We start from the raw sequence: 21999 nt of genomic DNA on the forward strand, positions 1-21999 counted from the left end.
GCTACTCCGCCCGCCAAGGGCTCAGGACGCGACGGCCTGCCCCTCATAGGCCCGCCGCAGTTCGGCGATGTCGATCTTCGTCATCTGCAGGTAGGCCTCGGTGACGCGCTGCGTCTTCTGCGGCTCGGGATCGACCAGCATCGGCGCCAGGATGCTTGGCACGATCTGCCAGGAAATGCCGAACTTGTCCTTGAGCCAGCCGCAGCGCCCCGTCGAGCCGCCCTCGGAGAGCCGCTCCCAGTATTCGTCGATCTCGTCCTGCTCCTCGCATTTGACCACGAAGGAGATCGCCTCGTTGAACTGGTAGCGCGGACCGCCATTGAGGGCGGTGAACTCCATGCCCTCCAGCTGGAACGTCGCCGCCATCACGCCGCCCTTCGGCCCCGGCCCGGCATCGCCGAAGCGGGCGACCTTGCCCACCTTGGCATTCTTGAAGATCGAGACATAGAAGATGATCGCCTCTTCGACCTGATTGTCGAACCATAGGAACGGCGTGATCTTCTGCATGGTTTTGCCCTCCTTGCTGCAACCGTGACGGCCCGAATGCCCCCATCCGGGCCACCACGGCGTCACGGCGATGTCGGTGCCGTCGCGGCAAGGAACAGATCCGGAATTGCAGGATGCCGGGACGCCCCCCGGGCCGGTCCCGCGCCGCGACCAAAGAAGGAAAACGCCATGCCCGCCCTTGCGTTCCCCGCCGCCCTCGCGCGGGCCGGTCACGGTTTCGACAAGCCGGGTCACCCGTGGATTGGACTATGATGGCGACCGACGCCGGCCTTCGCCGCGGGCCGGGTGCCGCTGCAAGCTGTGCGACAAGCCCCGCGAGGCCCGCATTTTCGCTTGCACCTCAATTCTGCGGCTCTAAAAGAGCGGCCGGGGCGGGCAGGACGAAGAGTCTATGACTTATTGCGTTGGAATCCTGGTGCGCGACGGACTGGTCATGCTGGCCGATACGCGCACGAATGCCGGTCTCGACAACATCGCGACGTTCCGGAAGCTGCACCTCTACCAGACCGAGGGCGAGCGGGCGATCGCGGTCGCGACCGCCGGCAATCTCGCCGTCAGCCAATCCGTCCTGAACATCCTGACCGAAGGCCTCGAAAATCCGGAAACCGGGCGGATCGAGACCATCCATACCATCCCTTCCATGTTCAAGGTGGCGCAGTTCGTCGGCCGGGCCATCCGCGAGGTCTATCGCATCCATGGCCCGTCGATGGAGCAGCAGGCCGCGAGCTTCGACGTCACCATGCTGCTCGGCGGCCAGGTCAAGGGCGGGCGGCTGCGCCTGTTCATGATCTATCCGGCCGGCAATTTCATCGAGGCGACGACCGACACGCCCTACCTGCAGATCGGCGAGCACAAATACGGCAAGCCGATCCTCGACCGCGCCGTCACCAGCGACACCGCGCTCTACGAGGCGCTGAAGCTCGGCCTCGTCTCAATGGATTCGACGCTGCGCTCCAATCTCGGAGTCGGGATGCCGATCGACATCGCCGCGATCCGCCGCGACGACCTGCGGTTCGAGATCTCCCGCCGCGTCGATGACGGCGACGAGTATTTCGCCAGCCTGCGCGAGCGCTGGTCGGCCGCGCTGCGCGCCGCCCACCAGGCGATCCCCAACCCTCCCTACGACAAGCCCTGAGGGACCCGCGCCGGGATCGCTGGACGCGGGCTGAGCGGGTACGGCCGCGGCGTCAGTGCAGCGCGAATTCGGTGGCGATCCGGCATTCGGCCGGCCCGATCAGCCTCTGATGGGCCACGCGCACCGAATGAAGCGGGCCATCGATCTCGCGCCGCCAGAAGTCGAGGAAGCCGGTCAGCTCCGGGAATTCCGGGGCGAGGTCGTATTCCTGCCAGACGAAGGTCTGCAGCAGGGCCGGATGGTCCGGCAGGCGGTAGAGGATGTGGGCAGTCGTCAGGCCATAACCCGAAAGCTGGCGCAGCAGGGATGACGGCATGGGCACCTCATCTTGCATCGGCAGTCCCTCACGAGGACTTGCCCATGCTCCCTCCTGCTCCGAGTCGTTTCAATGGAAAAATCAACGATTCATCATTTACATCAAAAGGTTAGCAGCATAGACGCCTGAGTGCTGCCACCGGGTGCGACACAGGCCCGCGCCTATCCGGGCAGGCGCCCGCCCGCCGCGTCGAGCGCTTCCGGCGTGTCGATGTCGAGCGCCACCTCGGGACCGATTTCCACCTCGACGACGGCGCCGGCATGCGCGCCGATCAGCTGGCGGGCGCCCATGTCGCCTTCGATCGCCTGCAGCGCCGGAAAGAACCCGCGCGACCAGAGCACGGGATTGCCGCGCCTGCCGCCATGGGTCGGCACGACGATGCATTCCGGCGCCGCCGGGTCGAACGCGGAGATCAGGCGATCGAGAATGGCGCCCGTGATCCCGGGCATGTCCGCGAGCAGGACGACTACCCCGTCCGGGTCGTCGCCGAGGCTGGCGACACCCCGCCGCAGCGATGTCGACAACCCCGCGGCATGGTCGGGATTGTCGATGAAGCGCACGCCGGCGCCGGCGAGTGCCTGCTCGACAGCCTCGCGCTGATGGCCGGTCACGACCGTCACCGAGGCGGCGCGGCTGGCGAGCGCGGCGTCGGCGACGATCCGCACCAGGCTGCGGCCGCCGATCTCCGCCAGCAGCTTGTTCGGCCCGCCCATGCGCCGGCCCTGCCCCGCCGCCAGCACCAGCGCCGCGATCGCCGGCCCGGCGCGCGTCACGCCGCCACGCCACGCTTGCGCAGCGCGTCCACGATTTCCGCCAGCACCGAGACGGCGATCTCCGCCGGCGATTGCGCGCCGATGGCGAGCCCGATCGGCGCGCGGATGCGCGCGACGTCCGCCTCCTCCAGCCCGGCCGCCGTAAGCCTTTCGACGCGCTTCGCATGGGTCTTGCGGCTGCCGAGCGCGCCGACATAGAAGCAGTTCGCCGCCAGCGCCGCCTGGAGCGGCATATCGTCGATCTTCGGGTCGTGCGTCAGCGCCGCCACGGCCGTGAACGGGTCGAGCGGCAGGCGCCGCAACGCCTCCTCCGGCCAATGCGGCATCAGCGCGATGCCGGCGAAGCGCTCCGGTGTGGCGAAGGCGGTGCGCGGATCGATGATCGTCACGTCGAAGCCGGCGATGCGGGCCATCGGCGCCAGCGCCTGCGCGATATGCACCGCGCCGATGACGACGAGGCGCGGCGGCGGCACATACACGGTCAGGAAGAACTCGTCGCCCTCCGCCGTGCGGACCAGGCCGGAATGGGCGGAGCGAAAGCGTTGCGGCAGGATCTCGCCAAGCGCCGGCTCGATCATAAGGTCGAGGCCGAGATCGTTCTCGCGCACCAGACGGACGAGGCCCGAGGCAAGATTGGTGATCAGGATCGCGGCCTGCCTCTGCCCGCGCGCCTCGTTCAGCCCTTGCAGCGTGAAGCGATCCATTCACACCACCTTCTCGACATAGATGCGGATGCGGCCGCCGCAGGAGAGGCCGACACGCCAGGCCGTCTCGTCGGCAACGCCATATTCGAGCAGGCGCGGCTCGCCCGAGGCGATCACCTCGATCGCCTCGCCGATGACGGCGCCCTCGACACAGCCGCCGGAGACGGAGCCCTCGAAATGGCCGTCGGCGTCGATGACGAGATGGCTGCCCGCGGGGCGCGGCGCCGAGCCCCAGGTCTCGACCACCGTCGCCAGCGCCACGGTGCGGCCGGCCCGGATCCACGCCTCGGCGGTGCCGAGCACGTCGGCGTCCCCCAGGCCAAGCGGTCGTTCAGCGGACATGATCAACCCTCCTCAGGCCACGGCGAGAACGCGACGGGGATCGGCGGCACCGACCGCCGGCCCGAAGTGGAGCGCGTGGACGAGATCGGCCACCGCCTCCAGCGAATGCACGGCGCGAAGCTCGTCGACATGGGGGAGCATGGCGCGGATGCCGCGCGCCTTCGCCTCGAAGCCATCGAAGCGCAGCAGCGGATTGAGCCAGATCAGCCGCCGGCTGGCGCGATGCAGCCGCTCCATCTCGGCTGCGAGATCGTCGCCGCCGTCGCGCTCCAGTCCGTCGGTCACCAGCAGCACGATGGCCCCCTGCCCCAGCACCCGCCGCGACCACAGCCGGTTGAAGGCGCGAAGCGTCGGCGCGATCCTCGTGCCGCCCGACCAGTCCTCCACCGCCGCCGCGCAGGCGGCGAGCGCCGCGTCCGGGTCCTTCAGCCGCAACGGGCGCGAGACGTTGGTGAGCCGGGTGCCGAACAGGAAGGCGTCGACCCGCCGCGTCGCGCCGAGCGCGTGCAGGAAATGCAGCAGGATGCGGCTGTAGCGGCTCATCGAACCGGAGATGTCACAGAGCGCGACGACGGGCGGCAACGCGGTCGCGTGCCGGCGAAAGGCGGGCAGGATCAGCTCGCCGCCATTTCGCAACGCGAACCGCAGCGTCCGGCGCGGATCGATCCGGCCGCGCGCGGCCGAAACCAGGCGGTGCTTCGGCTGCCGGTCGCCGGCAAGCGTCAGCCGGCCGATCGCCGCCTCCGCGTCGGCGAGCTCCGCGGCGCTCATCTGGGCGAAGTCGCGCTTTTGCAGCCGCTCCTCCGCCGAAACGGCGAGACGCTCGCGCTCGGGACCCGGATCATCGTGAGCCTCGGGCGCGCGATCGCCGAGCATCGCCTGCGTCACACGGGCGGCCGCGGCGGCCTGCGCCGGCGACGCCTGGCCGGGCGGCCGATCGACGAAGACCGGTGCACGCAGACGGCCGCTTCGCCAGAACTGGCGGAACGCCTCGTCGAACACCGGCCGCTGCTCGCGCCGGCTCAGAAGCGTGGCGTGCAGCGCCCAGTAGAAGTCGTCGCGCGCGGCGGGACCGACGATCTCGGCGGCGCGGAGCGCATCGGCGATCGCCGCCGGCCCGACCGGCACGCCGGCCCGGCGCAGCAGCCGGCCGAACTGCAGGATGTTCTCGTCGAGCCTGCCGCCACCCGGAGGCGGACGATCGTCGAGAAGGGCGGGCGTCGCCGTCATGCCGCCGCCTCCTCCCGTGCCGCCGCGACCAGCGCCCGCACGCGGTCTTCGTCCAGCCGGGCGATATCGTCCTGGTATTTGAGCAGGACGCCCAGCGTGTCGGTGACCATTCCCGGCTCCAGCGCCACCTGGTCAAGCTCGGAGAGAGCCGCCGCCCAGTCGAGCGTCTCGGCGAGGCCCGGGCTCTTGAACAGCCCTTCGCGGCGCAACGACTGCACGAAGGCGACCACCTGGCGCGACAGGCTTTCGCCCGCGCCCGGCACCTTGGCGCGCAGGATCCTGAGCTCGCGCGCGCTGTCGGGATAATCGACCCAGTGGTAAAGGCAGCGCCGCTTCAGCGCGTCGTGGATCTCGCGCGTCCGGTTGGTGGTAACCACGACGATCGGCGGCTCGGCGGCGTGGATGGTGCCGAGTTCCGGCACGGTCACCTGGCTGTCGGCCAGCACCTCGAGCAGATAGGCCTCGAACGCCTCGTCGGCCCGGTCGAGCTCGTCGATCAGGAGCACCGGCGCCCCGCCGGGCCCCGCATCGAGCGCCTGCAGCAGCGGGCGGCGGATCAGGAAGCGCTCGGAAAAGACGTCGTCGACCAGCCGCTCCCGGTCAACGCCGCCAGCCGCCTCGGCGGCGCGGATCTCGACCATCTGCGCGGCATAGTTCCATTCATAGACGGCCGAGGCGACGTCGAGCCCCTCATAGCATTGCAGGCGGATCAGCCGGCGGCCGAGCCGCTCGGCCAGCACCTTGGCGATCTCCGTCTTGCCGACGCCCGCCTCGCCCTCGAGGAACAGCGGCCGGTTCAGCCGCAGCGACAGGAACAGCACCGTCGCCAGCGCCCGGTCGGCGACATAGCCGCCCTCGGCGAGCAGCGCCTCGGTGGCCTCGATCGAAGCGGGGAACGGCCGGTCGGACATCGCAACTCCCTGCAACCCGGAACAACCTGCCGGCCTGGCGCGGACATGAACCAGACTCTTGGCCGGATCGCTCGCATTCGCTAGGCTGATGCCAGCAACGCCCTTGTCAGGGGCCTGTGGCCATCATGCGGGCCGATCCGGCCGGCTGGCAAGTTCGACGGGGTATCTTATGCCACTGATCGCTATGGACGACGGCATCCGACTGAATGTCGAGGCCGATCCGGACAATGGCAAGCCGGCGCTTCTTCTCGCCAATGCGCTCGGCACGAATCTCGGCATGTGGAACGACCAGCTCCCTGCCTTCCGCGAACATTTTCGCGTGATCCGCTTCGACGACCGCGGCCATGGCGGCTCGGACGTCCCCGACACGCCCTACACGATCGATCGGCTCGGCCGCGACGCGCGCAGCGTGCTCGACGCGGTCGGGGTCGAGAGCGCCCATATCGTCGGGCTGTCCAAGGGGGGCATGGTCGGCGCCTGGCTCGCGGCCAACAAGCCGGACTATGTCGACAAACTGGTGATCTGCGCCTCGGCGCCGCATCTGCCGCCGCGCGACATGTGGGAAGGCCGGGCCAAGACGGCCCGCAACGAGGGCCTGACGGCGCTGGTCGATTCCGTCATCGGTCGCTGGTTCCGCGAAGGCTTTCGCGCCGGCGCGCCCCAGGTGGTGGCGCGCATCCGCGAGATGATCCTCGGCACGCCGGCCGAAGGCTACGCCGCCTGCTGCGAGGCACTGGGGGAAATGGACCTGCGCGACGACCTCGAGCTGATCCAGTCGCCGACCCTCGTCGTCTGCGCCGATCACGACGCCAGCGTCCAGCCGGCCAAGGCGCGCGAATGGGTGGCGGATATCGACGGCGCCCGGATGGAGGTCATCCAGAACGCCGCCCATCTTTGCAATGTCGAGCAGCCCGAGGCGTTCAACCGCGTCGTGCTCGATTTCCTGCGCGCCTGATCAGGCGCGCTCGCGCTTCAGGAGCGCATCGACGCTCCAGCGGCCAGGACCGGCGAAGACGAGATACAGGAAGATGAAGCAGTAGAGGATGGCGGCGTCGCCGCCATTCAGCACCGGATAGACGCTGCGCGGAGCGTGGGCGAGCCAATAGGCGAAGGCCATCAGGCCCGACAGCACGAAGGCAACCGGACGCGAGAACAGGCCGATCAGCAGCAGGAAGCCACCGAACAGTTCCAGCATACCGGCCGTCCATGAAAGACTGAACATCGCCGGGGCTTTATCCGAAGCCGGGAAACCGAGAATCTTCTGCGTTCCGTGCGCCATGAAGATCAGCGAAGAAACGATACGCAACAACCCCAGCGTATGGGGTTGAAACTTAGAAATCTTCTCAAATAGCACTACGATTGTCTCCATGTGATCAGTACGCCCCTGCTAACACGGCAGGGATATCGCGCCTAGAACACGGAGACACAGAATCGGGGACTGCGGATAAACTTGTGATCACGCGAACGTGATCACAGTTCACATGTTCGGATAGTTCGGACCGCCGGCACCCTCGGGCGTCGTCCAGTTGATGTTCTGGTTCGGATCCTTGATGTCGCAGGTCTTGCAGTGGACGCAGTTCTGCGCGTTGATCACGAAGCGCGGGCCGTCCCCGTCCTCGACCCATTCATAGACGCCGGCCGGGCAATAGCGCGTCGACGGGCCGGCATAGACGTCGTGCTCGGACGTCTTCTGCAGCGCCGCGTCCAGCACCTTCAGATGCACCGGCTGGTCTTCCTCATGGTTGGTGTTCGACAGGAACACCGAGGACAGCCGGTCGAACGTCAAGACGCCATCCGGCTTCGGATATTCGATCTTCCTGCAGGATGCCGCCGGCTTGGTCGCGGCGAAATCCGGCTTGCCGTGCTTCAGCGTGCCGAACAGCGTGAAGCCGAGCGTGTTGGCCCACATGTCGATGCCGCCGAGCGCGATGCCGAGATAGGTGCCGAGCTTCGACCACAGCGGCTTGACGTTGCGCACCCGCTTCAGGTCGCGACCGATCGGACCGGCGCGCCAGTTCTGCTCGTAGCCGAGGATCTCGTCATGCGCGCGGCCGGCCGCCAGCGCGTCGGCGACGTTGTCTGCCGCCTCCATGCCCGACAGCATGGCATTGTGGCTGCCCTTGATGCGCGGCACGTTGACGAAGCCGGCCGAGCAGCCGATCAGCGCGCCACCCGGGAAGACCAGCTTCGGCACCGACTGGTAGCCGCCCTCGGTGATCGCGCGCGCGCCATAGGAGATGCGTTTCCCCCCGGCGAAGACGGGGGAAATCGTCGGGTGCGTCTTGAAGCGCTGGAATTCCTCGAACGGCGACAGATAGGGATTCTCGTAGTTCAGGTGCACCACGAAGCCGACGACGACCTGATTGTCCTCGAGATGGTAGAGGAACGAGCCGCCGCCGGTCGAGCCGCCGAGTGGCCAGCCGAACGAATGCTGCACCAGGCCGGGCTTGTGCAGCTTCGGATCGACCTGCCAGAGCTCCTTTATACCGATGCCGTATTTCTGCGGCTCGCGGCCCTCCGCCAGGCCGAAGGATCCGATCAGCTGCTTGGCGAGCGAGCCACGGGCACCCTCGCCGATCAGCGTGTACTTGCCGCGCAGCTCCATGCCGCGCTGGTAGTTCGGGCCGGGCTCGCCGTCGCGGCCGACGCCCATGTCGCCGGTGGCGACGCCCGCCACCGCGCCATTCTCGTCGAACAGCAGCTCGGCGGCGGCGAAACCCGGATAGATTTCGACGCCGAGCGCTTCGGCCTTCGCCGCCATCCAGCGGCAAACATTGCCGAGCGAGACGATGTAGTTGCCGTGGTTCGACATCAGCGGCGGCATCACGATGTTCGGCAGCCGCACCGAGCCGGCCGGCCCGAGAAACAGGAACTGGTCCTCCCTCACGGGCGTCTTCAGCGGCGTGTCGTCCTCCTGCCGCCATTCCGGCAGCAGCCTGTCGAGCGCGATTGGATCCAGCACGGCGCCGGACAGGATGTGCGCCCCCACCTCGGAGCCCTTCTCGACGACGACGACCGAGATGTCGGGATCGCGCTGCTTCAACCGGATGGCTGCCGCGAGCCCGGCAGGACCCGCGCCCACGATCACAACGTCAAATTCCATCGCTTCGCGATCGGGAAGCTCTACCGAGGTAGCCATGCGTGCCCATCCGGTTCTGATTGTTGGGTCCTCTTTAGAAGAGCAACAATCCTCAGGCAATGGCGAAAATATAGTGATGCGAAGGACTTGATGAGCATCGCGCATCAACATGATGCGGATCCGGCGCGAAGGTGCCGCATGGGCCGCGCAACGGAACGACGGGCCCGAATGACGGCGAATTATTTCGCCGCCCGAACCCGCCAGACCGTTCCGCTCGCATCCTCGGAAACATAGAGGGCGCCGTCCCCGCCGACCGTGACGCCGACCGGACGGCCCCAAAGCTCATGGTCGGAGAGGATGAAGCCGGTCATGAAGTCCTGATACGCGCCGGTCGGCCGACCGTCCTGCATCGGTAGACGTACGACCTTGTAGCCGGTCGGCTTGCCACGGTTCCAGGAGCCGTGCAGCGTGACGAAGGCATCGCCGCGATATTCGGCCGGGAATGCGTCGCCCTCATAGAAGGCGATGCCGAGCGGCGCCGAATGCGGCTGCAGCAGCACGTCGGGCACCGTGACCCGATCCCTAAGGTCGGCGCGGGCGCCGTCATGGCGCGGATCCGGGTTGGCGCCGATATAGAACCAGGGCCAGCCGTAGAAGGCGCCGGCCTTGACGGAGGTCGCGTAGTCGGGCGGCAGGTTGTCGCCGAGCCCGTCGCGCTCATTGGTGACGCACCAGGGCTCGCCCGTCGCCGGCGCGATGGCGAGGCCGGAGCAATTGCGGATGCCGGCGGCGAACGTGCGGAGATTGCCACCGTCCGGGTCGGCGACGAGCACGGCGGCCCTGCCCGCCTCCGCCCCCCAGGCAGCGCCGAGACCATGCTCGCCTTCCCAGGCCCGGATCGCCTCGGCGCTTTTCTCGCCCATCCGCTCGCCGGCATTCGAGGCCGAGCCGACCGAGATGAAGAGCTGCTTGCCGTCCGGCGAGAAGGCGATGTCGCGCGTCCAGTGCGAGCCGCCCTTGGGCAGGCCGCGAACGACGATCTCGGCCTTGCCCAGCGCCTGCCGGTCGCCGGCGGCATAGGGGAACCGCACGACCTGGTCCGTCTCGGCGACATAGACGAAGCGTGGATCGGGACCGGCGGGATAAAAAGCGATGCCATAGGGACGGTCGAGCCCCTTGGCGAAGACGGCCGGCGCGGCATCGCCGCCCTCGGCGAGCACGCGCACCTGGCCGGCGCCGCTCTCGGCCAGGAAGATGTCGCCGTTCGGCGCGGTGCGCAGGACACGCGGAGTCCTGAGCCCTTCCGCCACCAGCTCCGCCACGAAGCCGGCCGGCACGCGGGGCAACCGGCCCTTCGGCCGCGCCACCGTATCGGGCTGGGTCGCCACCGATTCCGTCGCATGAGGCGGCGGCAGGTCGCCGGGCTCGATCCGATGCGTCCCGCCCGGCCGGTCGGCGCGCCAGTCGCCAAATGTCGATGGCGCCTGCGCCAGCGCCGTGGCGGGAAGCAGGATGAGGGCGGCGGCCAGCAGGCGTGCGATCAACGGCGAAATCTCCCTGAATGATGCTAAGGTGCGCGAGCGCCACCGGGGCGACTTAGACGCTCGACACGGGCGCCCGTTGCGCCTACTCAAGAACGATATGATGGCTTCCGAGTTGCAACCTCCGTCCCCCGAAGCGCTGGCGGCGCTATTGGATTGGTACGTCGCCAATGATGTCGACGTGGCGATCGAGGAGGAGGCTGTCAACCGGCTGGTCGCCCGCGCCGCCGAGGAAATCGCGCCGGAGCCGATCCAGCGGCCGATGCCGCCCGTCTTCGACGCCGCGCCGCGTGCGCAGCCATCACTGCCGATCGCCACCGCGCGCACGCCCGAGGCCGAGGTTCTGGCCGCGCGCGAGGCGGCCGCGAGCGCCCCGACGCTGGAAGCGCTCCGCGACGCCCTCGGCCGCTTCGAAGGCTGCGCGTTGAAGACGACGGCGAAATCCCTGGTCTTCGCGCAGGGCAATCCGAATGCCCGGGTCGTTCTGGTCGGAGACCCGCCTGGCCGCGACGAGGACCTGCAGGGCGAGCCCTTCAGCGGCGCGGCCGGTCCGCTCGTCGACCGCATGCTGGCGGCGATCGGCCTTTCGCGCGCCGAGGTGCATCTCGCAAACATCGTGCCGTGGCGGCCGCCGGGCAATCGCGCGCCGACGCCGCAGGAGACGGCGGTCTGCCGCCCGTTCCTCGACCGCCAGATCGAGCTGGTCGATCCCGACTACCTGATCTGCCTCGGCCCGATGGCGGCCAAGGAGTTGCTGCCGACGACGGAGGGGCTGCTTCGCATTCGCGGCCAGTGGTTCCCCTACGACACCGGCCGGCGGCGGATCCGGGCAATGGCAACCCTTCATCCGTCCTATCTGCTTCTGCAACCGCTGCAGAAGCGGCTGGTCTGGCGCGATCTTCTGGCGCTTCGGGCTGCGCTCGATGAGAAAAACGCGTAAAGATCTGGCGGATCGCTAGTTTTTCATGCCGTAAACTCAATATTCACCACAAAGTGCCATCATTTGGACATGCGAGCGGTCGACAAAGCCGCAGCACCACAATCGATTCAATTCGGCCGCATTCGGCGCCCCCGGTCCAGATGGCATCCCAGCTCATTCCCGTCGCCGCGCTCCTCATCGGGTCGGCACTTCTCCTGATCGCAGGCGGCATCCATGGCCTGCTCCTCCCGATCCGCGGGGCGATCGAAGGGTTCTCGACCACGGAACTGGGCCTGATCGGCACGGGCTGGGCCGTCGGCTTCGTGCTGGGCTGCATCGTCGTGCCGCGCATCGTGCGCCGGGTGGGCCATGTCCGCGCCTATGGCGTCATGGCCTCGATCGCCGGCGTCGTCATCCTGCTCAACCTGCTGATCATCTCGCCCTGGGCCTGGATCGGGCTGCGCGCCTTTTCCGGCTTCTGCTTCGCCGGGGCCCAGATGATCGTCGAAAGCTGGCTGAACGAGCGCGCCACCCGCGAGAACCGCGGCACCATCTTCTCCGTCTACCAGATGGTGAATTTCGCCGCATCGACGGCCGGCCAGCTTCTGCTCGCCACCGCGCCTGCCGAAGGCTTCTTCTTCTTCGTGCTGGGCGCCATCTTCTACAGCCTGGCGATCCTGCCCTCGGCGCTGTCGACGGCGCAGACGCCGCGCCCGCTGAAGACGACGAAGATCGACCTGCGCAGCCTGTTCCGCAATTCGCCCGTGTCGGCGGTCGGCTGCTTCCTGATCGGCCTCGTCAACGGCGCGTTCGGAACGCTCGGCGCCGTCTATGGCCAGAAGATCGGCCTGCCGACGGCCGTCATCGCCTTCTTCATGAGCGCGGCCGTGCTCGGCGGCGCCATCACGCAGGTGCCGCTCGGCAAGCTCTCCGACAAGATCGACCGCCGCCTCGTGCTGATCGGCGTCGCCGCGGCGGCGATCGTGATGAGCCTTGCCATCGCCTTCGTCAGCCCGACCCAGCCGACCGTCATCATCGTGATGATCGCGCTGTTCGGCGGCATGATCTATCCGATGTACGGCCTCGCCGTGGCGCATGCCAACGACTATGCCGCGCCGGACGATTTCGTGAAGGTCGCGAGCGGCCTGCTGCTGATGTCGGGCTTCGGCACCATGATCGGCCCGATCATCGGCGCGCTCGCCATGACGCATCTTGGCCCGGCCGGCCTCTTCACCTTCTTCTCGGTGATCCACGTGGTGCTGATCGGCTACACCGCCTTCCGCATGTCGCGGCGTCCGGCCCCGCGCGACGTGCCGCGCGACGCGTTCCAGTCGATGCCGCCGCTGAAGAACGCGACGCCGGAGACGATCGCCCTCGACCCGCGCGCCGAGGACGGCAAGCCGGCCCAGACGGTCGCGCCCGCCACGGCGCCCCTCCCGGCACCGGCCACGACGCCGACGATCTGAGGCCCCTCACACCGCCCCTTTCCCGCAAGCGGGCGAGGGAGCGCGTCGAGCCTCGTCTTCAGGCTTCGGCCACACCGACCGAATGAACGAAGCGGACGCCCCAAAAGCCCTCTCCCGCTCGCGGGAGAAGGTTCGGTGAGGGTCTTGCTGACTGGATGCCTGCCGCCTCAGACGCGGTGATAGGTGCGGTCGAGATACACCAGCGCGCTGTCATGCGGGCCGACGCGCACCGCCTCGACGACGCCGAACAGCACCGAATGGGAGCCCTGCTCGACCACTTCCGAGAGGCGGCAGTCGAAGCTCGCGCGCGCGGATTCGAGCACTGGCGCGCCGGTCGCCAGCGTCACCCAGGAGCCGAGCGCGAAGCGCTCCGGCATGGAAAGGCCGGTGCGGCCGGCGAAGGCCTCGGCCAGGCCCTGCTGGCTGCCTTCCAGCGTGTTGATGCAGAAGATGCCGTTCTGCTTGAAAGCGGCGTTGGTCAGGCTCTTCCGGTTGACGCAGACCAGCACGATCGGCGGCCGGTCCGAAACCGAGGTCACGGCCGAGGCCGTCAGGCCGCACGAACCGCCTGCCCCGGTCGTCGTCACCACATGGACCGGAGCGACAAGGCGACTCATCGCCTCGCGGAACATTGCCGGATCGACCAGATCCGTGAGCGTATCCATGCCTGTTTCTATCCCAATCCTCGAAGCATCGTCACCTCTGGTGGTACCGGGTCGGGCCGACGCCGACAAGCCGCCCGCTACGAAGCAGGATAAAAATCGGGCCACCTACTTATAAGGTCGACTTATCAGTTACCCCAGCGTCAGCGAAGTGTTCGGTATGGCTTGTTGTTTTGTTCGGTTCGTGTACCTAATCGAGGGATAAATGAGAGGCTGGCCTACGGGCACGGACCTCCGGGAACAAAAAGAACTAAGCTGCATGCGGGGATCCATGAGATGGACGTATTCCTACAACAATTGATCAATGGGATCACGCTTGGGTCAATCTACGGCCTGATTGCGATTGGATACACGATGGTGTTCGGCATCATCGGAATGGTCAATTTCGCCCATGGCGACGTATTCATGACATCGGCGTTCATTGCGCTGATCTTCCTGCTGGTCCTGACGACAGTACTTGGCATGACGTCAATGATATTGGCGCTGATCATCGTGATGGTGATCGCCATGGTGCTGACCAGCCTGATGAGCTGGGCGATCGAGCGGGTCGCCTATCGTCCGCTGCGCGGCTCGTTCCGCCTGGCGCCGCTGATCTCGGCCATCGGCATGTCGATCGTCCTCTCCAACTTCGTGCAGGTCGCCCAGGGCCCGCGCAACAAGCCGATCCCGCCGATCCTGAGCGGCGGCATCGAGGTGATGAACTCGAATAACTTCGCCGTCACGCTCTCTTACAAGCAGATCCTCATCTGGGTGACCACGGCCGTGCTGCTGGCCGGCTTCTGGTATCTCGTCCAGAAGACCTCGCTCGGCCGCGCCCAGCGCGCCTGCGAGCAGGATCGCAAGATGGCGGCGCTGCTCGGCGTCAATGTCGACCGCACCATCTCGCTGACCTTCGTGATGGGCGCCGCGCTCGCCGCCGTCGCCGGCACGCTGTTCCTGTCCTATTACGGCGTCGTCAACTTCTCGGACGGCTTCGTGCCGGGCGTGAAGGCGTTCACCGCTGCCGTGCTCGGCGGCATCGGTTCGCTGCCCGGCGCCGTCATCGGCGGCCTGCTGATCGGTCTGATCGAGACCTTCTGGTCCGGCTATTTCTCGATCGACTACAAGGACGTGGCCGCCTTCTCGATCCTCGCCATCGTGCTGATCTTCATGCCGCAAGGCCTCCTCGGACGCCCCGAAGTCGAGAAGGTGTGACATGGCTGAAGCTACCCCGAAACAACATGGCCCGGATTTCTCCGCGGCCGTGAAGGACGCCCTGTTGTCCGGCCTCATCGCCCTCGGTCTGTTCGGGCCGCTGGTCGGGCTCAGGACCGAGCAGAACATCCGCAACGAACTGGTGGTGCAGGGTCGCTGGGGGCTGCTCGCCTCCGTCATCGCCGTCATCGTCGTCGGCCGCTTCCTGCTGCTGACGCTGGTCTGGCCGGCAATGGCCGCGCGCAAGGAGCGCGCGGCGCCCGCCTCCGACACGCCGTCGCCGCTGCGGCAGGCGGTTTCGCGCTGGTTCGCGCCCGCTTCGCTCGTCTTCCTGTTCCTCTATCCGGCGATCATCGTCAGCCTGCTCGGCTTCCAGGGCTCGCTGAAATGGGTCGACAATTTCGGCATTCAGATCCTGATCTACGTGATGCTCGGATGGGGCCTGAACATCGTCGTCGGCCTCGCCGGCCTGCTCGACCTCGGCTATGTCGCCTTCTATGCGGTCGGCGCCTATTCCTACGCGCTGCTGTCGACCCATTTCGGCTTCTCGTTCTGGATCCTGCTGCCGATGGCCGGCATCTTCGCCGCGCTCTGGGGCATCATGCTGGGCTTCCCGGTGCTGCGCCTCAGGGGCGACTATCTCGCCATCGTGACGCTCGCCTTCGGCGAGATCATCCGCCTGGTGCTGATCAACTGGCGCGACCTCACCAATGGTTCCTCGGGCATCAGTTCCATCCCGAAGGTCACGCTGTTCGGCATCAAGTTCGACGCGTCGCCGACCGGCTTCGCCAAGATGTTCGACCTGCCGATCTCGTCGGCCTATTACAAGATATTCCTCTACTACCTGATCCTGCTGCTGGCGCTCTTGACCGCCTTCGTCACCATCCGCCTGCGCAAGCTGCCGGTCGGGCGCGCCTGGGAAGCGCTGCGCGAGGACGAAATCGCCTGCCGCTCGCTCGGCATCAACACCACCAACACCAAGCTGACCGCCTTCGCACTCGGCGCCATGTTCGCCGGCTTCGCGGGCTCCTTCTTCGCCGCCCGCCAGGGCTTCGTCAGCCCGGAATCCTTCACCTTCATGGAATCGGCGATCATCGTGGCGATCGTCGTGCTCGGCGGCATGGGCTCGATGGTGGGCGTGGCACTCGCCGCCGTCGCCATGATCGGCGGCACCGAGGTGCTGCGCGAACTCGACTTCCTGAAGACGGTGTTCGGCGACAACTTCAACCCCGACCAGTTCCGCATGCTGATCTTCGGCCTCGCCATGGTCGGCATCATGATCTGGAAGCCGCGCGGCTTCGTATCGTCGCGCGAACCGACGATCTTCCTGGCGGAGAAGAAGTCGATCTCCGGCGCCCTCGTGAAGGAGGGCCATGGCTGATGTCGGAAGCCCTCTCCATGTCCAGCCCGGCCTTGCTGCCCTGGGAACAGAACCCGGTCCTGAAGGTCGAGCATGTCTTCATGCGCTTCGGCGGCCTGATCGCGGTCAACGACCTCTCCTTCAGCGTCGGGCGCGGCGACATCACCGCGCTGATCGGCCCGAACGGCGCCGGCAAGACCACGGTGTTCAACTGCATCACCGGCTTCTACAAGCCGACGCAGGGAATGCTGCGGCTCGAGCACGCCGCCGGCACGACCTTCCTGCTGGAGCGGATGCCCGACTTCAAGATCTCGGCCAAGGCCAGGGTCGCGCGCACGTTCCAGAACATCCGCCTGTTCTCCGGCATGACCGTTTTGGAGAACCTGCTGGTGGCGCAGCACAACACGCTGATGACCGCTTCCGGCATGACCATTCTCGGCGTGCTCGGCCTGCCGGGCTACCGCAATGCCGAGAAAAAGGCGGTCGAGAAAGCCAAGTACTGGCTGGAAAAGACCGGCCTGACGCTCCGCGCCGATGACCCGGCCGGCGACCTCCCCTATGGCGCCCAGCGCCGGCTCGAGATCGCCCGCGCCATGTGCACCGAGCCGGAACTGCTCTGCCTCGACGAACCCGCCGCCGGCCTCAACCCTCGTGAATCGGCCGAACTGAACGCCCTGCTGCTCGGCATCCGCGAGACCGAGAAAACCTCGATCCTGCTGATCGAGCACGACATGTCCGTGGTCATGGAAATCTCCGACCACGTCATCGTGCTCGAATACGGCACCAAGATCGCCGACGGCACGCCCACCGAGGTGCGCAACGATCCGCGCGTCATCGCCGCCTATCTCGGCGTGGACGACGAGGAGATCGAGGTAGTCGAGGAGAAGCTGGACGAAATCATCGAAGGGGCGGCGACATGACCGGTCAGAACGGGGCGCCGCTGCTGTCCGTGCAGGGCGCCAAGACCTATTACGGCAAGATCATCGCGCTGAAGGGCGTCGACGTCGACGTCCACCAGGGCGAGATCGTCACGCTGATCGGCGCCAATGGCGCCGGCAAGTCGACGCTGATGATGACGATCTGCGGCAACCCGCGCGCCCGGGAAGGCAGGATCTTCTTCGAGGGCCGCGACATCACCGAACTGCCGACGCACGAGATCGCGCGGCTCCGGATCGCCCAGTCGCCGGAAGGACGCCGCATCTTCCCGCGCATGACCGTGCTCGAAAACCTGCAGATGGGCGCAGCCCTCGACAAGCTCGCCCATTTCGACGAGGACGTGGAGCGGATGTTCACGCTGTTCCCGCGCCTGAAGGAGCGCATCGGCCAGCGCGGCGGTACGCTTTCGGGCGGCGAGCAGCAGATGCTGGCGATCGCCCGCGCGCTGATGGCGCGGCCGAAGCTCCTGATGCTCGACGAGCCGTCGCTCGGCCTCGCGCCGCTGATCGTCAAGCAGATCTTCGACGTCATCGGCGAACTGAACCGGACGGAGGGCCTCACCGTCTTCCTGGTCGAACAGAACGCCTATCACGCGCTGAAACTCGCCCATCGCGGCTATGTGCTCGTGAACGGCGTCGTCACCATGTCGGGAACCGGCAAGGAGCTGTTGCAGAAGCCGGAGATCCGCGCCGCCTATCTGGAAGGCGGTGCGCATTGACCCGCTTCCAGTCCCGTTCCGCTGAGAGTGAGCATTCCTGATGTCGGGCATCCTCTATGAAGAAGCCTCGATGGTGACCTTCATCTTCGTCACCATCATCCTCGGCGGCGCCGGCGCCTGGATGACGGGGCGCGCCTGCGCCCTGACCTGGCGGCCCTATCCGATGCTGCTGTTCTACCTGCTGGTGCTGTCGTTCGGCGTCCGCTTCATCCATTTCTCGCTGTTCCAGGCGACGCTGCTGTCACTGCATTACTGGATCGTCGACGCCATCTTCGTGCTGGCCGTCGGCTCGATCGCCTATCGCTATACCCGCACCAATCAGATGGTGTCGCAATACTACTGGCTTTACGCAAAGTCCGGCCCGCTTTCGTGGCGGAGTTTGTGAGCCTGTTCCCAAGGTCCAACAACGTCGAAAGGTTGATGCAAGACTGAATCCAGAATCCGGATGACAGCCTCAATGAAATCGGCAAGATAACCGATCAAGGCGACCCGTCATCCGCCGAAAGGGCGAAAGCCCACCTTCCAGATCCAACGGGAGACTTTGAATGAAGAAGAGCATCCTCTCGAGCCTGGCGTTCGCCGCGGGCTTGACGCTGGCCGGACTGGCCCATGCCGACGACATCAAGATTGCCGCCGCAGGCCCGCTGACCGGTCCGAACGCCGCCTTCGGCGCCCAGATCCAGAAGGGTACCGAGCAGGCCGTCGCCGACATCAACGCCGCCGGCGGCATCAACGGCAACAAGCTGGTCCTGTCGCTCGGCGACGACGTGTCCGATCCGAAGCAGGGCGTCTCCGTCGCCAACAAGTTCGTCGGCGACGGCGTGACCTACGTCGTCGGCCACTTCAACTCCGGCGTCTCGATCCCGGCCTCGGAAGTCTATGCCGAAAACGGCGTCTTCCAGATCTCGCCGGCCTCGACCAACCCGAAATTCACCGAGCGCGATCTCTGGAACACCTTCCGCACCTGCGGTCGTGACGACCAGCAGGGCGCAGTGGCCGGCAAGTACATCGTCGACCACCTGAAGGACAAGAAGATCGCCATCATCCACGACAAGACCCCGTATGGTCAGGGCCTTGCCGACGAGACCAAGAAGGCCGCCAATGCCGGCGGTGTCACCGAGGTCCTGTATGAAGGCATCAATGTCGGCGACAAGGACTTCTCGGCCCTCATCTCCAAGATGAAGTCGGCCGGCGTCGAGGTCATCTATTACGGCGGCCTGCACCAGGAAGCCGGCCTCATCGTGCGCCAGGCTGCCGAGCAGGGCCTGAAGGCCGTGCTCTTCTCCGGCGACGGCATCACCGACCGCGAATTCGCTGCGATCGCCGGCCCGGCCGCCGACGGCACGCTGATGACCTTCGGTCCCGATCCGCGCCTGAACCCCGACGCCAAGGAAGTAGTCGACCGCTTCCGCGCTTCGGGCTTCGAGCCGGAAGCCTACACGCTCTACTCCTACGCAGCCGTCCAGATCATCGCCCAGGCGATCGAGAAGGCCGGCACGACCGACCCGCAGAAGGTCGCGGAAGTGGTGAAGACGGGCGGCCCGTGGAAGACGGTTCTCGGCCCGCTCTCCTTCGACAAGAAGGGCGACCGCACCACCGCCGACTACGTCGTCTACTCCTGGGTCAAGGATGCCGACGGCAAGCTGGACTACAAGCAGCTCTGATCGCGCCGCCTGAATGCGAAGCGCCCGCGTCTCCCGACGCGGGCGTTTTCTTTTGGTCCGCCGCCGGGCATGATCGCCCCATGCCCCGAAAAGGACGACCGATGTTCCGCGCCAACTGCCTGTCCGACCGCCTGCCCGCCCGTCTTGCCTGCTCTCTCGTCCTTTTCGCCGTCGTGGCGGCCGGCCCGGCCATCGCCGACATCCGCATCCTGGCGGTCGGGCCGATGACCGGCCCCTACCAGGCGCTCGGCAAGCAGATCCGATCCGGCGTCGAGACGGCGGTCGACGCGCTCAATGCGCGCGGCGGCATCCATGGTGAACGGATCAGCGTCGACATCGAGGATGACGCCTGCAAGGCCGACGCCGCCGTCGCCGCCGCCAACCGCGCCGTCGGCCGTGGCGATGCGCTGGTGGTCGGCCATGTCTGCGCCGAGACGGCAATCGCCGCCGGCGCCGTCTATGCCGCCAACAAGCTCCTCGCGATCACGCCGGCGGTCACCGCCAACCGCTATACCGACGAGCGCGGCGGGCCGACGCTCTTCCGCCTCGCCGCCCGCGACGACGCGCAGGCGCCAGCCGCCGGAACCTTCCTGGCCGAGCGCTTTGGCGGCAAGCGCATCGCCGTGCTCAACGACGGCTCGCCCTATGGCAAGCCGCTGGCCGAGGCGACGCGGCTCGCCATGAACGCTGCCGGCAAGCGCGAAGCCCGCCTCGACACGTTCGACCCCGGCGCCAAGGAATACAACGCTCTCGCCGACCGCCTTGTCGCCGACGCGATCGACGTGGTCTTCATCGGCGGCGATCCCGGCGACATCGCGCTGATCCTGAAGGCGCTGCGCGCCAGAGGCTCGCAGGCGGCCGTCATGGGCGGCGACTCGCTCGCCACCAGCGAATTCACCGGCGCGGCCGGCGACGCCGCCAACGGCACGCTCCTGACCTTCTTCACCGACTGGCGTCAGGCGCCCTCCGCGCAGGACGTCAGCGCCGCGCTTCGCACCGCAGGCGTCGAACCGCAGGGCTACGTCCTGCCCGCCTATGCCGCCGTGCAGCTCTGGGCCGAGGCGAGGCGGACGGGCGGATCGGCCGATGGCGAGGGTCTCGCCGCGACGATCGCCGGCGCCACCACGCCGACGGTGCTCGGCGCGATCGCCTTCGACGGCAAGGGCGACGCCCAGATCCCCGGCTTCGCCGTCTATCGCTGGCAGGACGGTCTGCTCGTCTCCGAGACGACGCCCTAGCGGAAACGCGTCGGGCTGAACGGGGCCGGGTCGACGAAGGGCATCTCGCGGGTGATCAGTTCGGCGAGCAGCCGGCCGGTGGCCGGGCCGAGCGTGAAGCCGAGATGACCATGGCCGAAATCGAGCCAGAGGCCGGGATGGCGCGGCGCCGGGCCGACGATCGGCATCGAATCCGGCAGGCAGGGCCGCGCCCCCATCCACGGCTCCGCCTCGATCGGTTCGCCGAGCGGGAACAGCGCCCGGACCTGCGGCAGGATCTTCTCGATCTGCACCGGCGTCGGCGGCGCGTCGCGGTCGTCGAACTCGATGCCCGAGGTGATCCGGTAGCCCTGCCGCATCGGCGTCAGCGCGTAGCCATGCGCGACATCGACGACCGGGCGCTCCAGCACGGCGTCGCCGCGCGGCTTGAAATGCAGGTGATAGCCGCGCTTGACGGCAAGCGGATAGCGGTAGCCGAGCGGCTTCAGCACATCCATCGCCCACGGGCCGAGCGCGACGACGACATCCGGCGCCGCCGCCTTGCGCTCGCCCATGTCGACGACCCAGAGATCGTTCTCGCGCCGCAGCGACAGCGCGTCGCCATGCGCGAAGGTGCCGCCCATCGCCTCGAACAGCCGCGCATAGGCCTTGGTAACGCCGCCGGGGCTCGCCACCGAGACCGTATCCGGCCAGAACACGGCGCGGGCGAACACCGGCGCGAGGTCAGGCTCGAGATCGGTAATCTCGTGATTGTCCAGGATCTCGTAACGCACGCCGAAGCGCTTCGCGAGGGCGAGATGCGCCTTGGTGTCGGCCTCGAAGCCGGCGATGCTGCGATAGCCCTTGATCCAGCCGGTGCCGCGGAAGAACTCGACCGCCCTGCCCTTGCCGGCCAGAACGCCATGCTCGCTCGCGGCATGGGCGAGGATCGGGTTCATCGCCTCGGCATAGGCATCGATGGCGCGCGGCGCCGATTCGGCGCGAAGCTTCAGCAGCCAGGGCGCAATCTTCGGCAGGAAGCGCTTGTTGTAGTGGAGCGCGGTTTCCTCGTTGCGGCCATACTTCCACAGCGCGCCGAACTGGCGCGGAAAGACGATCGGATAGAAGCCCTCGCGCTCGATGACGCCGGCATTGCCATAGGAGGTCGCCTCGCCAGGATCGCGCCGGTCGATCAGCGCGACGGTGCGGTTGCGCTTCTGCAGGTTGAGCGCGGCCGAGACGCCGACAATGCCTGCGCCGAGCACGATCGCATCGAACCGTTCCATCGCCTTGTCGCCGGGAATCGCTTTCGTCCTTTCCTTCGCTGGCGTGAGTTTGCCTGTCCG

The 21999-nt window shown here is 67.2% G+C and carries 22 protein-coding genes and 1 pseudogene; 11 read left to right on the plus strand and 12 right to left on the minus strand.

The annotated features are described in order from the left end of the window. Positions 1 to 21: 21 nt before the first annotated feature. Positions 22 to 507: a VOC family protein gene (locus WFK98_RS12310; protein ID WP_266338281.1), complete on the minus strand. Its 486-nt coding sequence runs from the start codon at positions 505 to 507 to the stop codon at positions 22 to 24. 391 nt (positions 508 to 898) lie between these two features. Here WFK98_RS12310 and WFK98_RS12315 point away from each other — a divergent pair, with 391 nt between their 5' ends. Beyond that, the gene (locus tag WFK98_RS12315) at positions 899 to 1642 is read left to right on the plus strand and encodes a peptidase (RefSeq protein WP_336800412.1); all 744 of its coding nucleotides are present in this window, start codon (positions 899 to 901) and stop codon (positions 1640 to 1642) included. 52 nt (positions 1643 to 1694) lie between these two features. Here the strand turns inward: WFK98_RS12315 and WFK98_RS12320 are convergent, their stop codons facing one another. From WFK98_RS12320 to WFK98_RS12345, 6 genes are all read right to left on the minus strand, one after another. Continuing rightward, entirely contained in the window at positions 1695 to 1964 is a 270-nt protein-coding gene (locus tag WFK98_RS12320) for an usg protein (RefSeq protein ID WP_336800784.1), read from the minus strand. 155 nt (positions 1965 to 2119) lie between these two features. Next, on the minus strand, positions 2120 to 2731 hold the full coding sequence (locus tag WFK98_RS12325; protein WP_336800413.1) for a nucleotidyltransferase family protein: 612 nt from the start codon (positions 2729 to 2731) through the stop codon (positions 2120 to 2122). Next, positions 2728 to 3435, minus strand: coding sequence for an XdhC family protein (locus WFK98_RS12330; protein ID WP_336800414.1), 708 nt, complete (start codon positions 3433 to 3435; stop codon positions 2728 to 2730). The genes WFK98_RS12325 and WFK98_RS12330 overlap by 4 nt, the downstream gene beginning before the upstream one ends. Then, on the minus strand, positions 3436 to 3777 hold the full coding sequence (locus WFK98_RS12335; RefSeq protein ID WP_266338285.1) for an XdhC family protein: 342 nt from the start codon (positions 3775 to 3777) through the stop codon (positions 3436 to 3438). A 12-nt stretch (positions 3778 to 3789) separates the two neighbouring features. Then, positions 3790 to 5007 (minus strand): vWA domain-containing protein, encoded by a 1218-nt coding sequence (locus tag WFK98_RS12340; RefSeq protein ID WP_336800415.1) that lies wholly within the window; start codon positions 5005 to 5007, stop codon positions 3790 to 3792. Further along, positions 5004 to 5918 (minus strand): AAA family ATPase, encoded by a 915-nt coding sequence (locus WFK98_RS12345; RefSeq protein ID WP_336800416.1) that lies wholly within the window; start codon positions 5916 to 5918, stop codon positions 5004 to 5006. Before WFK98_RS12345 ends, WFK98_RS12340 begins: the two co-directional genes overlap by 4 nt. Positions 5919 to 6087: 169 nt before the next feature. Here WFK98_RS12345 and pcaD point away from each other — a divergent pair, with 169 nt between their 5' ends. Then, positions 6088 to 6873, plus strand: a complete 786-nt coding sequence (gene pcaD, locus WFK98_RS12350) for a 3-oxoadipate enol-lactonase (protein ID WP_266338288.1) — start codon at positions 6088 to 6090, stop codon at positions 6871 to 6873. Here pcaD and WFK98_RS12355 read toward each other — a convergent pair whose 3' ends face one another. The 3 genes from WFK98_RS12355 to WFK98_RS12365 all read right to left on the minus strand — a co-directional run bounded on the left by WFK98_RS12355 (position 6874) and on the right by WFK98_RS12365 (position 10541). Beyond that, complete coding sequence (locus tag WFK98_RS12355; RefSeq protein WP_336800417.1) at positions 6874 to 7287, minus strand: DoxX family protein; 414 nt, start codon at positions 7285 to 7287, stop codon at positions 6874 to 6876. A gap of 108 nt (positions 7288 to 7395) precedes the next feature. After that, positions 7396 to 9057 carry an electron transfer flavoprotein-ubiquinone oxidoreductase gene (locus tag WFK98_RS12360; RefSeq protein WP_336800418.1) on the minus strand — a complete coding sequence of 554 codons (1662 nt, stop codon included), beginning with the start codon at positions 9055 to 9057 and terminating at the stop codon, positions 7396 to 7398. A gap of 179 nt (positions 9058 to 9236) precedes the next feature. Continuing rightward, positions 9237 to 10541, minus strand: coding sequence for a PQQ-dependent sugar dehydrogenase (locus WFK98_RS12365; RefSeq protein ID WP_336800419.1), 1305 nt, complete (start codon positions 10539 to 10541; stop codon positions 9237 to 9239). Positions 10542 to 10641: 100 nt separating this feature from the next. Between WFK98_RS12365 and WFK98_RS12370 the strand changes: the two genes are divergently transcribed. Next, positions 10642 to 11478, plus strand: a complete 837-nt coding sequence (locus WFK98_RS12370) for a uracil-DNA glycosylase (RefSeq protein WP_336800420.1) — start codon at positions 10642 to 10644, stop codon at positions 11476 to 11478. 140 nt (positions 11479 to 11618) lie between these two features. Continuing rightward, the gene (locus WFK98_RS12375) at positions 11619 to 12923 is read left to right on the plus strand and encodes an MFS transporter (RefSeq protein WP_266338292.1); all 1305 of its coding nucleotides are present in this window, start codon (positions 11619 to 11621) and stop codon (positions 12921 to 12923) included. A 167-nt stretch (positions 12924 to 13090) separates the two neighbouring features. Here the strand turns inward: WFK98_RS12375 and WFK98_RS12380 are convergent, their stop codons facing one another. Beyond that, entirely contained in the window at positions 13091 to 13588 is a 498-nt protein-coding gene (locus tag WFK98_RS12380; protein WP_266338293.1) for a flavin reductase family protein, read from the minus strand. A gap of 273 nt (positions 13589 to 13861) precedes the next feature. Here WFK98_RS12380 and WFK98_RS12385 point away from each other — a divergent pair, with 273 nt between their 5' ends. The 7 genes and pseudogenes from WFK98_RS12385 to WFK98_RS12415 all read left to right on the plus strand — a co-directional run bounded on the left by WFK98_RS12385 (position 13862) and on the right by WFK98_RS12415 (position 20695). Continuing rightward, positions 13862 to 14779 carry a branched-chain amino acid ABC transporter permease gene (locus WFK98_RS12385; protein WP_266338294.1) on the plus strand — a complete coding sequence of 306 codons (918 nt, stop codon included), beginning with the start codon at positions 13862 to 13864 and terminating at the stop codon, positions 14777 to 14779. Between the two features lies 1 nt (position 14780). Then, positions 14781 to 16160: a high-affinity branched-chain amino acid ABC transporter permease LivM gene (gene livM / locus WFK98_RS12390; protein WP_336800421.1), complete on the plus strand. Its 1380-nt coding sequence runs from the start codon at positions 14781 to 14783 to the stop codon at positions 16158 to 16160. Then, positions 16160 to 17050, plus strand: a pseudogene (locus WFK98_RS12395) (ABC transporter ATP-binding protein); the annotation flags it as partial. The gene livM and the pseudogene WFK98_RS12395, both read left to right, overlap by 1 nt. Before the next feature lie 5 nt (positions 17051 to 17055). Next, positions 17056 to 17793, plus strand: a complete 738-nt coding sequence (locus tag WFK98_RS12400; protein ID WP_266338297.1) for an ABC transporter ATP-binding protein — start codon at positions 17056 to 17058, stop codon at positions 17791 to 17793. 40 nt (positions 17794 to 17833) lie between these two features. Further along, positions 17834 to 18178: a DUF6867 family protein gene (locus tag WFK98_RS12405; protein ID WP_266338298.1), complete on the plus strand. Its 345-nt coding sequence runs from the start codon at positions 17834 to 17836 to the stop codon at positions 18176 to 18178. Between the two features lie 160 nt (positions 18179 to 18338). Continuing rightward, positions 18339 to 19457, plus strand: coding sequence for a branched-chain amino acid ABC transporter substrate-binding protein (locus tag WFK98_RS12410; protein WP_266338299.1), 1119 nt, complete (start codon positions 18339 to 18341; stop codon positions 19455 to 19457). A 101-nt stretch (positions 19458 to 19558) separates the two neighbouring features. Next, complete coding sequence (locus WFK98_RS12415; protein WP_336800422.1) at positions 19559 to 20695, plus strand: branched-chain amino acid ABC transporter substrate-binding protein; 1137 nt, start codon at positions 19559 to 19561, stop codon at positions 20693 to 20695. Here WFK98_RS12415 and WFK98_RS12420 read toward each other — a convergent pair. Next, positions 20692 to 21939, minus strand: a complete 1248-nt coding sequence (locus WFK98_RS12420) for an NAD(P)/FAD-dependent oxidoreductase (RefSeq protein WP_336800423.1) — start codon at positions 21937 to 21939, stop codon at positions 20692 to 20694. The genes WFK98_RS12415 and WFK98_RS12420 overlap by 4 nt on opposite strands. Positions 21940 to 21999: the final 60 nt, after the last annotated feature.

Origin of the sequence: Kaistia sp. MMO-174 (assembly GCF_037147815.1) — a bacterium.
Taxonomy (GTDB): Bacteria; Pseudomonadota; Alphaproteobacteria; order Rhizobiales; family Kaistiaceae; genus Kaistia; species Kaistia nematophila.

What these genes read in the sequence shown, in the direction of transcription:
- WFK98_RS12310 (WP_266338281.1), bottom strand. Translation starts at nt 507, where the DNA reads ATGCAGAAGATCACGCCGTTCCTATGGTTCGACAATCAGGTCGAAGAG.
- WFK98_RS12315 (WP_336800412.1), top strand. Translation starts at nt 899, where the DNA reads ATGACTTATTGCGTTGGAATCCTGGTGCGCGACGGACTGGTCATGCTG.
- WFK98_RS12330 (WP_336800414.1), bottom strand. Translation starts at nt 3,435, where the DNA reads ATGGATCGCTTCACGCTGCAAGGGCTGAACGAGGCGCGCGGGCAGAGG.
- WFK98_RS12335 (WP_266338285.1), bottom strand. Translation starts at nt 3,777, where the DNA reads ATGTCCGCTGAACGACCGCTTGGCCTGGGGGACGCCGACGTGCTCGGC.
- WFK98_RS12340 (WP_336800415.1), bottom strand. Translation starts at nt 5,007, where the DNA reads ATGACGGCGACGCCCGCCCTTCTCGACGATCGTCCGCCTCCGGGTGGC.
- WFK98_RS12345 (WP_336800416.1), bottom strand. Translation starts at nt 5,918, where the DNA reads ATGTCCGACCGGCCGTTCCCCGCTTCGATCGAGGCCACCGAGGCGCTG.
- pcaD (WP_266338288.1), top strand. Translation starts at nt 6,088, where the DNA reads ATGCCACTGATCGCTATGGACGACGGCATCCGACTGAATGTCGAGGCC.
- WFK98_RS12355 (WP_336800417.1), bottom strand. Translation starts at nt 7,287, where the DNA reads ATGGAGACAATCGTAGTGCTATTTGAGAAGATTTCTAAGTTTCAACCC.
- WFK98_RS12360 (WP_336800418.1), bottom strand. Translation starts at nt 9,057, where the DNA reads ATGGCTACCTCGGTAGAGCTTCCCGATCGCGAAGCGATGGAATTTGAC.
- WFK98_RS12370 (WP_336800420.1), top strand. Translation starts at nt 10,642, where the DNA reads ATGGCTTCCGAGTTGCAACCTCCGTCCCCCGAAGCGCTGGCGGCGCTA.
- WFK98_RS12375 (WP_266338292.1), top strand. Translation starts at nt 11,619, where the DNA reads ATGGCATCCCAGCTCATTCCCGTCGCCGCGCTCCTCATCGGGTCGGCA.
- WFK98_RS12380 (WP_266338293.1), bottom strand. Translation starts at nt 13,588, where the DNA reads ATGGATACGCTCACGGATCTGGTCGATCCGGCAATGTTCCGCGAGGCG.
- WFK98_RS12385 (WP_266338294.1), top strand. Translation starts at nt 13,862, where the DNA reads ATGGACGTATTCCTACAACAATTGATCAATGGGATCACGCTTGGGTCA.
- livM (WP_336800421.1), top strand. Translation starts at nt 14,781, where the DNA reads ATGGCTGAAGCTACCCCGAAACAACATGGCCCGGATTTCTCCGCGGCC.
- WFK98_RS12400 (WP_266338297.1), top strand. Translation starts at nt 17,056, where the DNA reads ATGACCGGTCAGAACGGGGCGCCGCTGCTGTCCGTGCAGGGCGCCAAG.
- WFK98_RS12405 (WP_266338298.1), top strand. Translation starts at nt 17,834, where the DNA reads ATGTCGGGCATCCTCTATGAAGAAGCCTCGATGGTGACCTTCATCTTC.
- WFK98_RS12410 (WP_266338299.1), top strand. Translation starts at nt 18,339, where the DNA reads ATGAAGAAGAGCATCCTCTCGAGCCTGGCGTTCGCCGCGGGCTTGACG.
- WFK98_RS12415 (WP_336800422.1), top strand. Translation starts at nt 19,559, where the DNA reads ATGTTCCGCGCCAACTGCCTGTCCGACCGCCTGCCCGCCCGTCTTGCC.
- WFK98_RS12420 (WP_336800423.1), bottom strand. Translation starts at nt 21,939, where the DNA reads ATGGAACGGTTCGATGCGATCGTGCTCGGCGCAGGCATTGTCGGCGTC.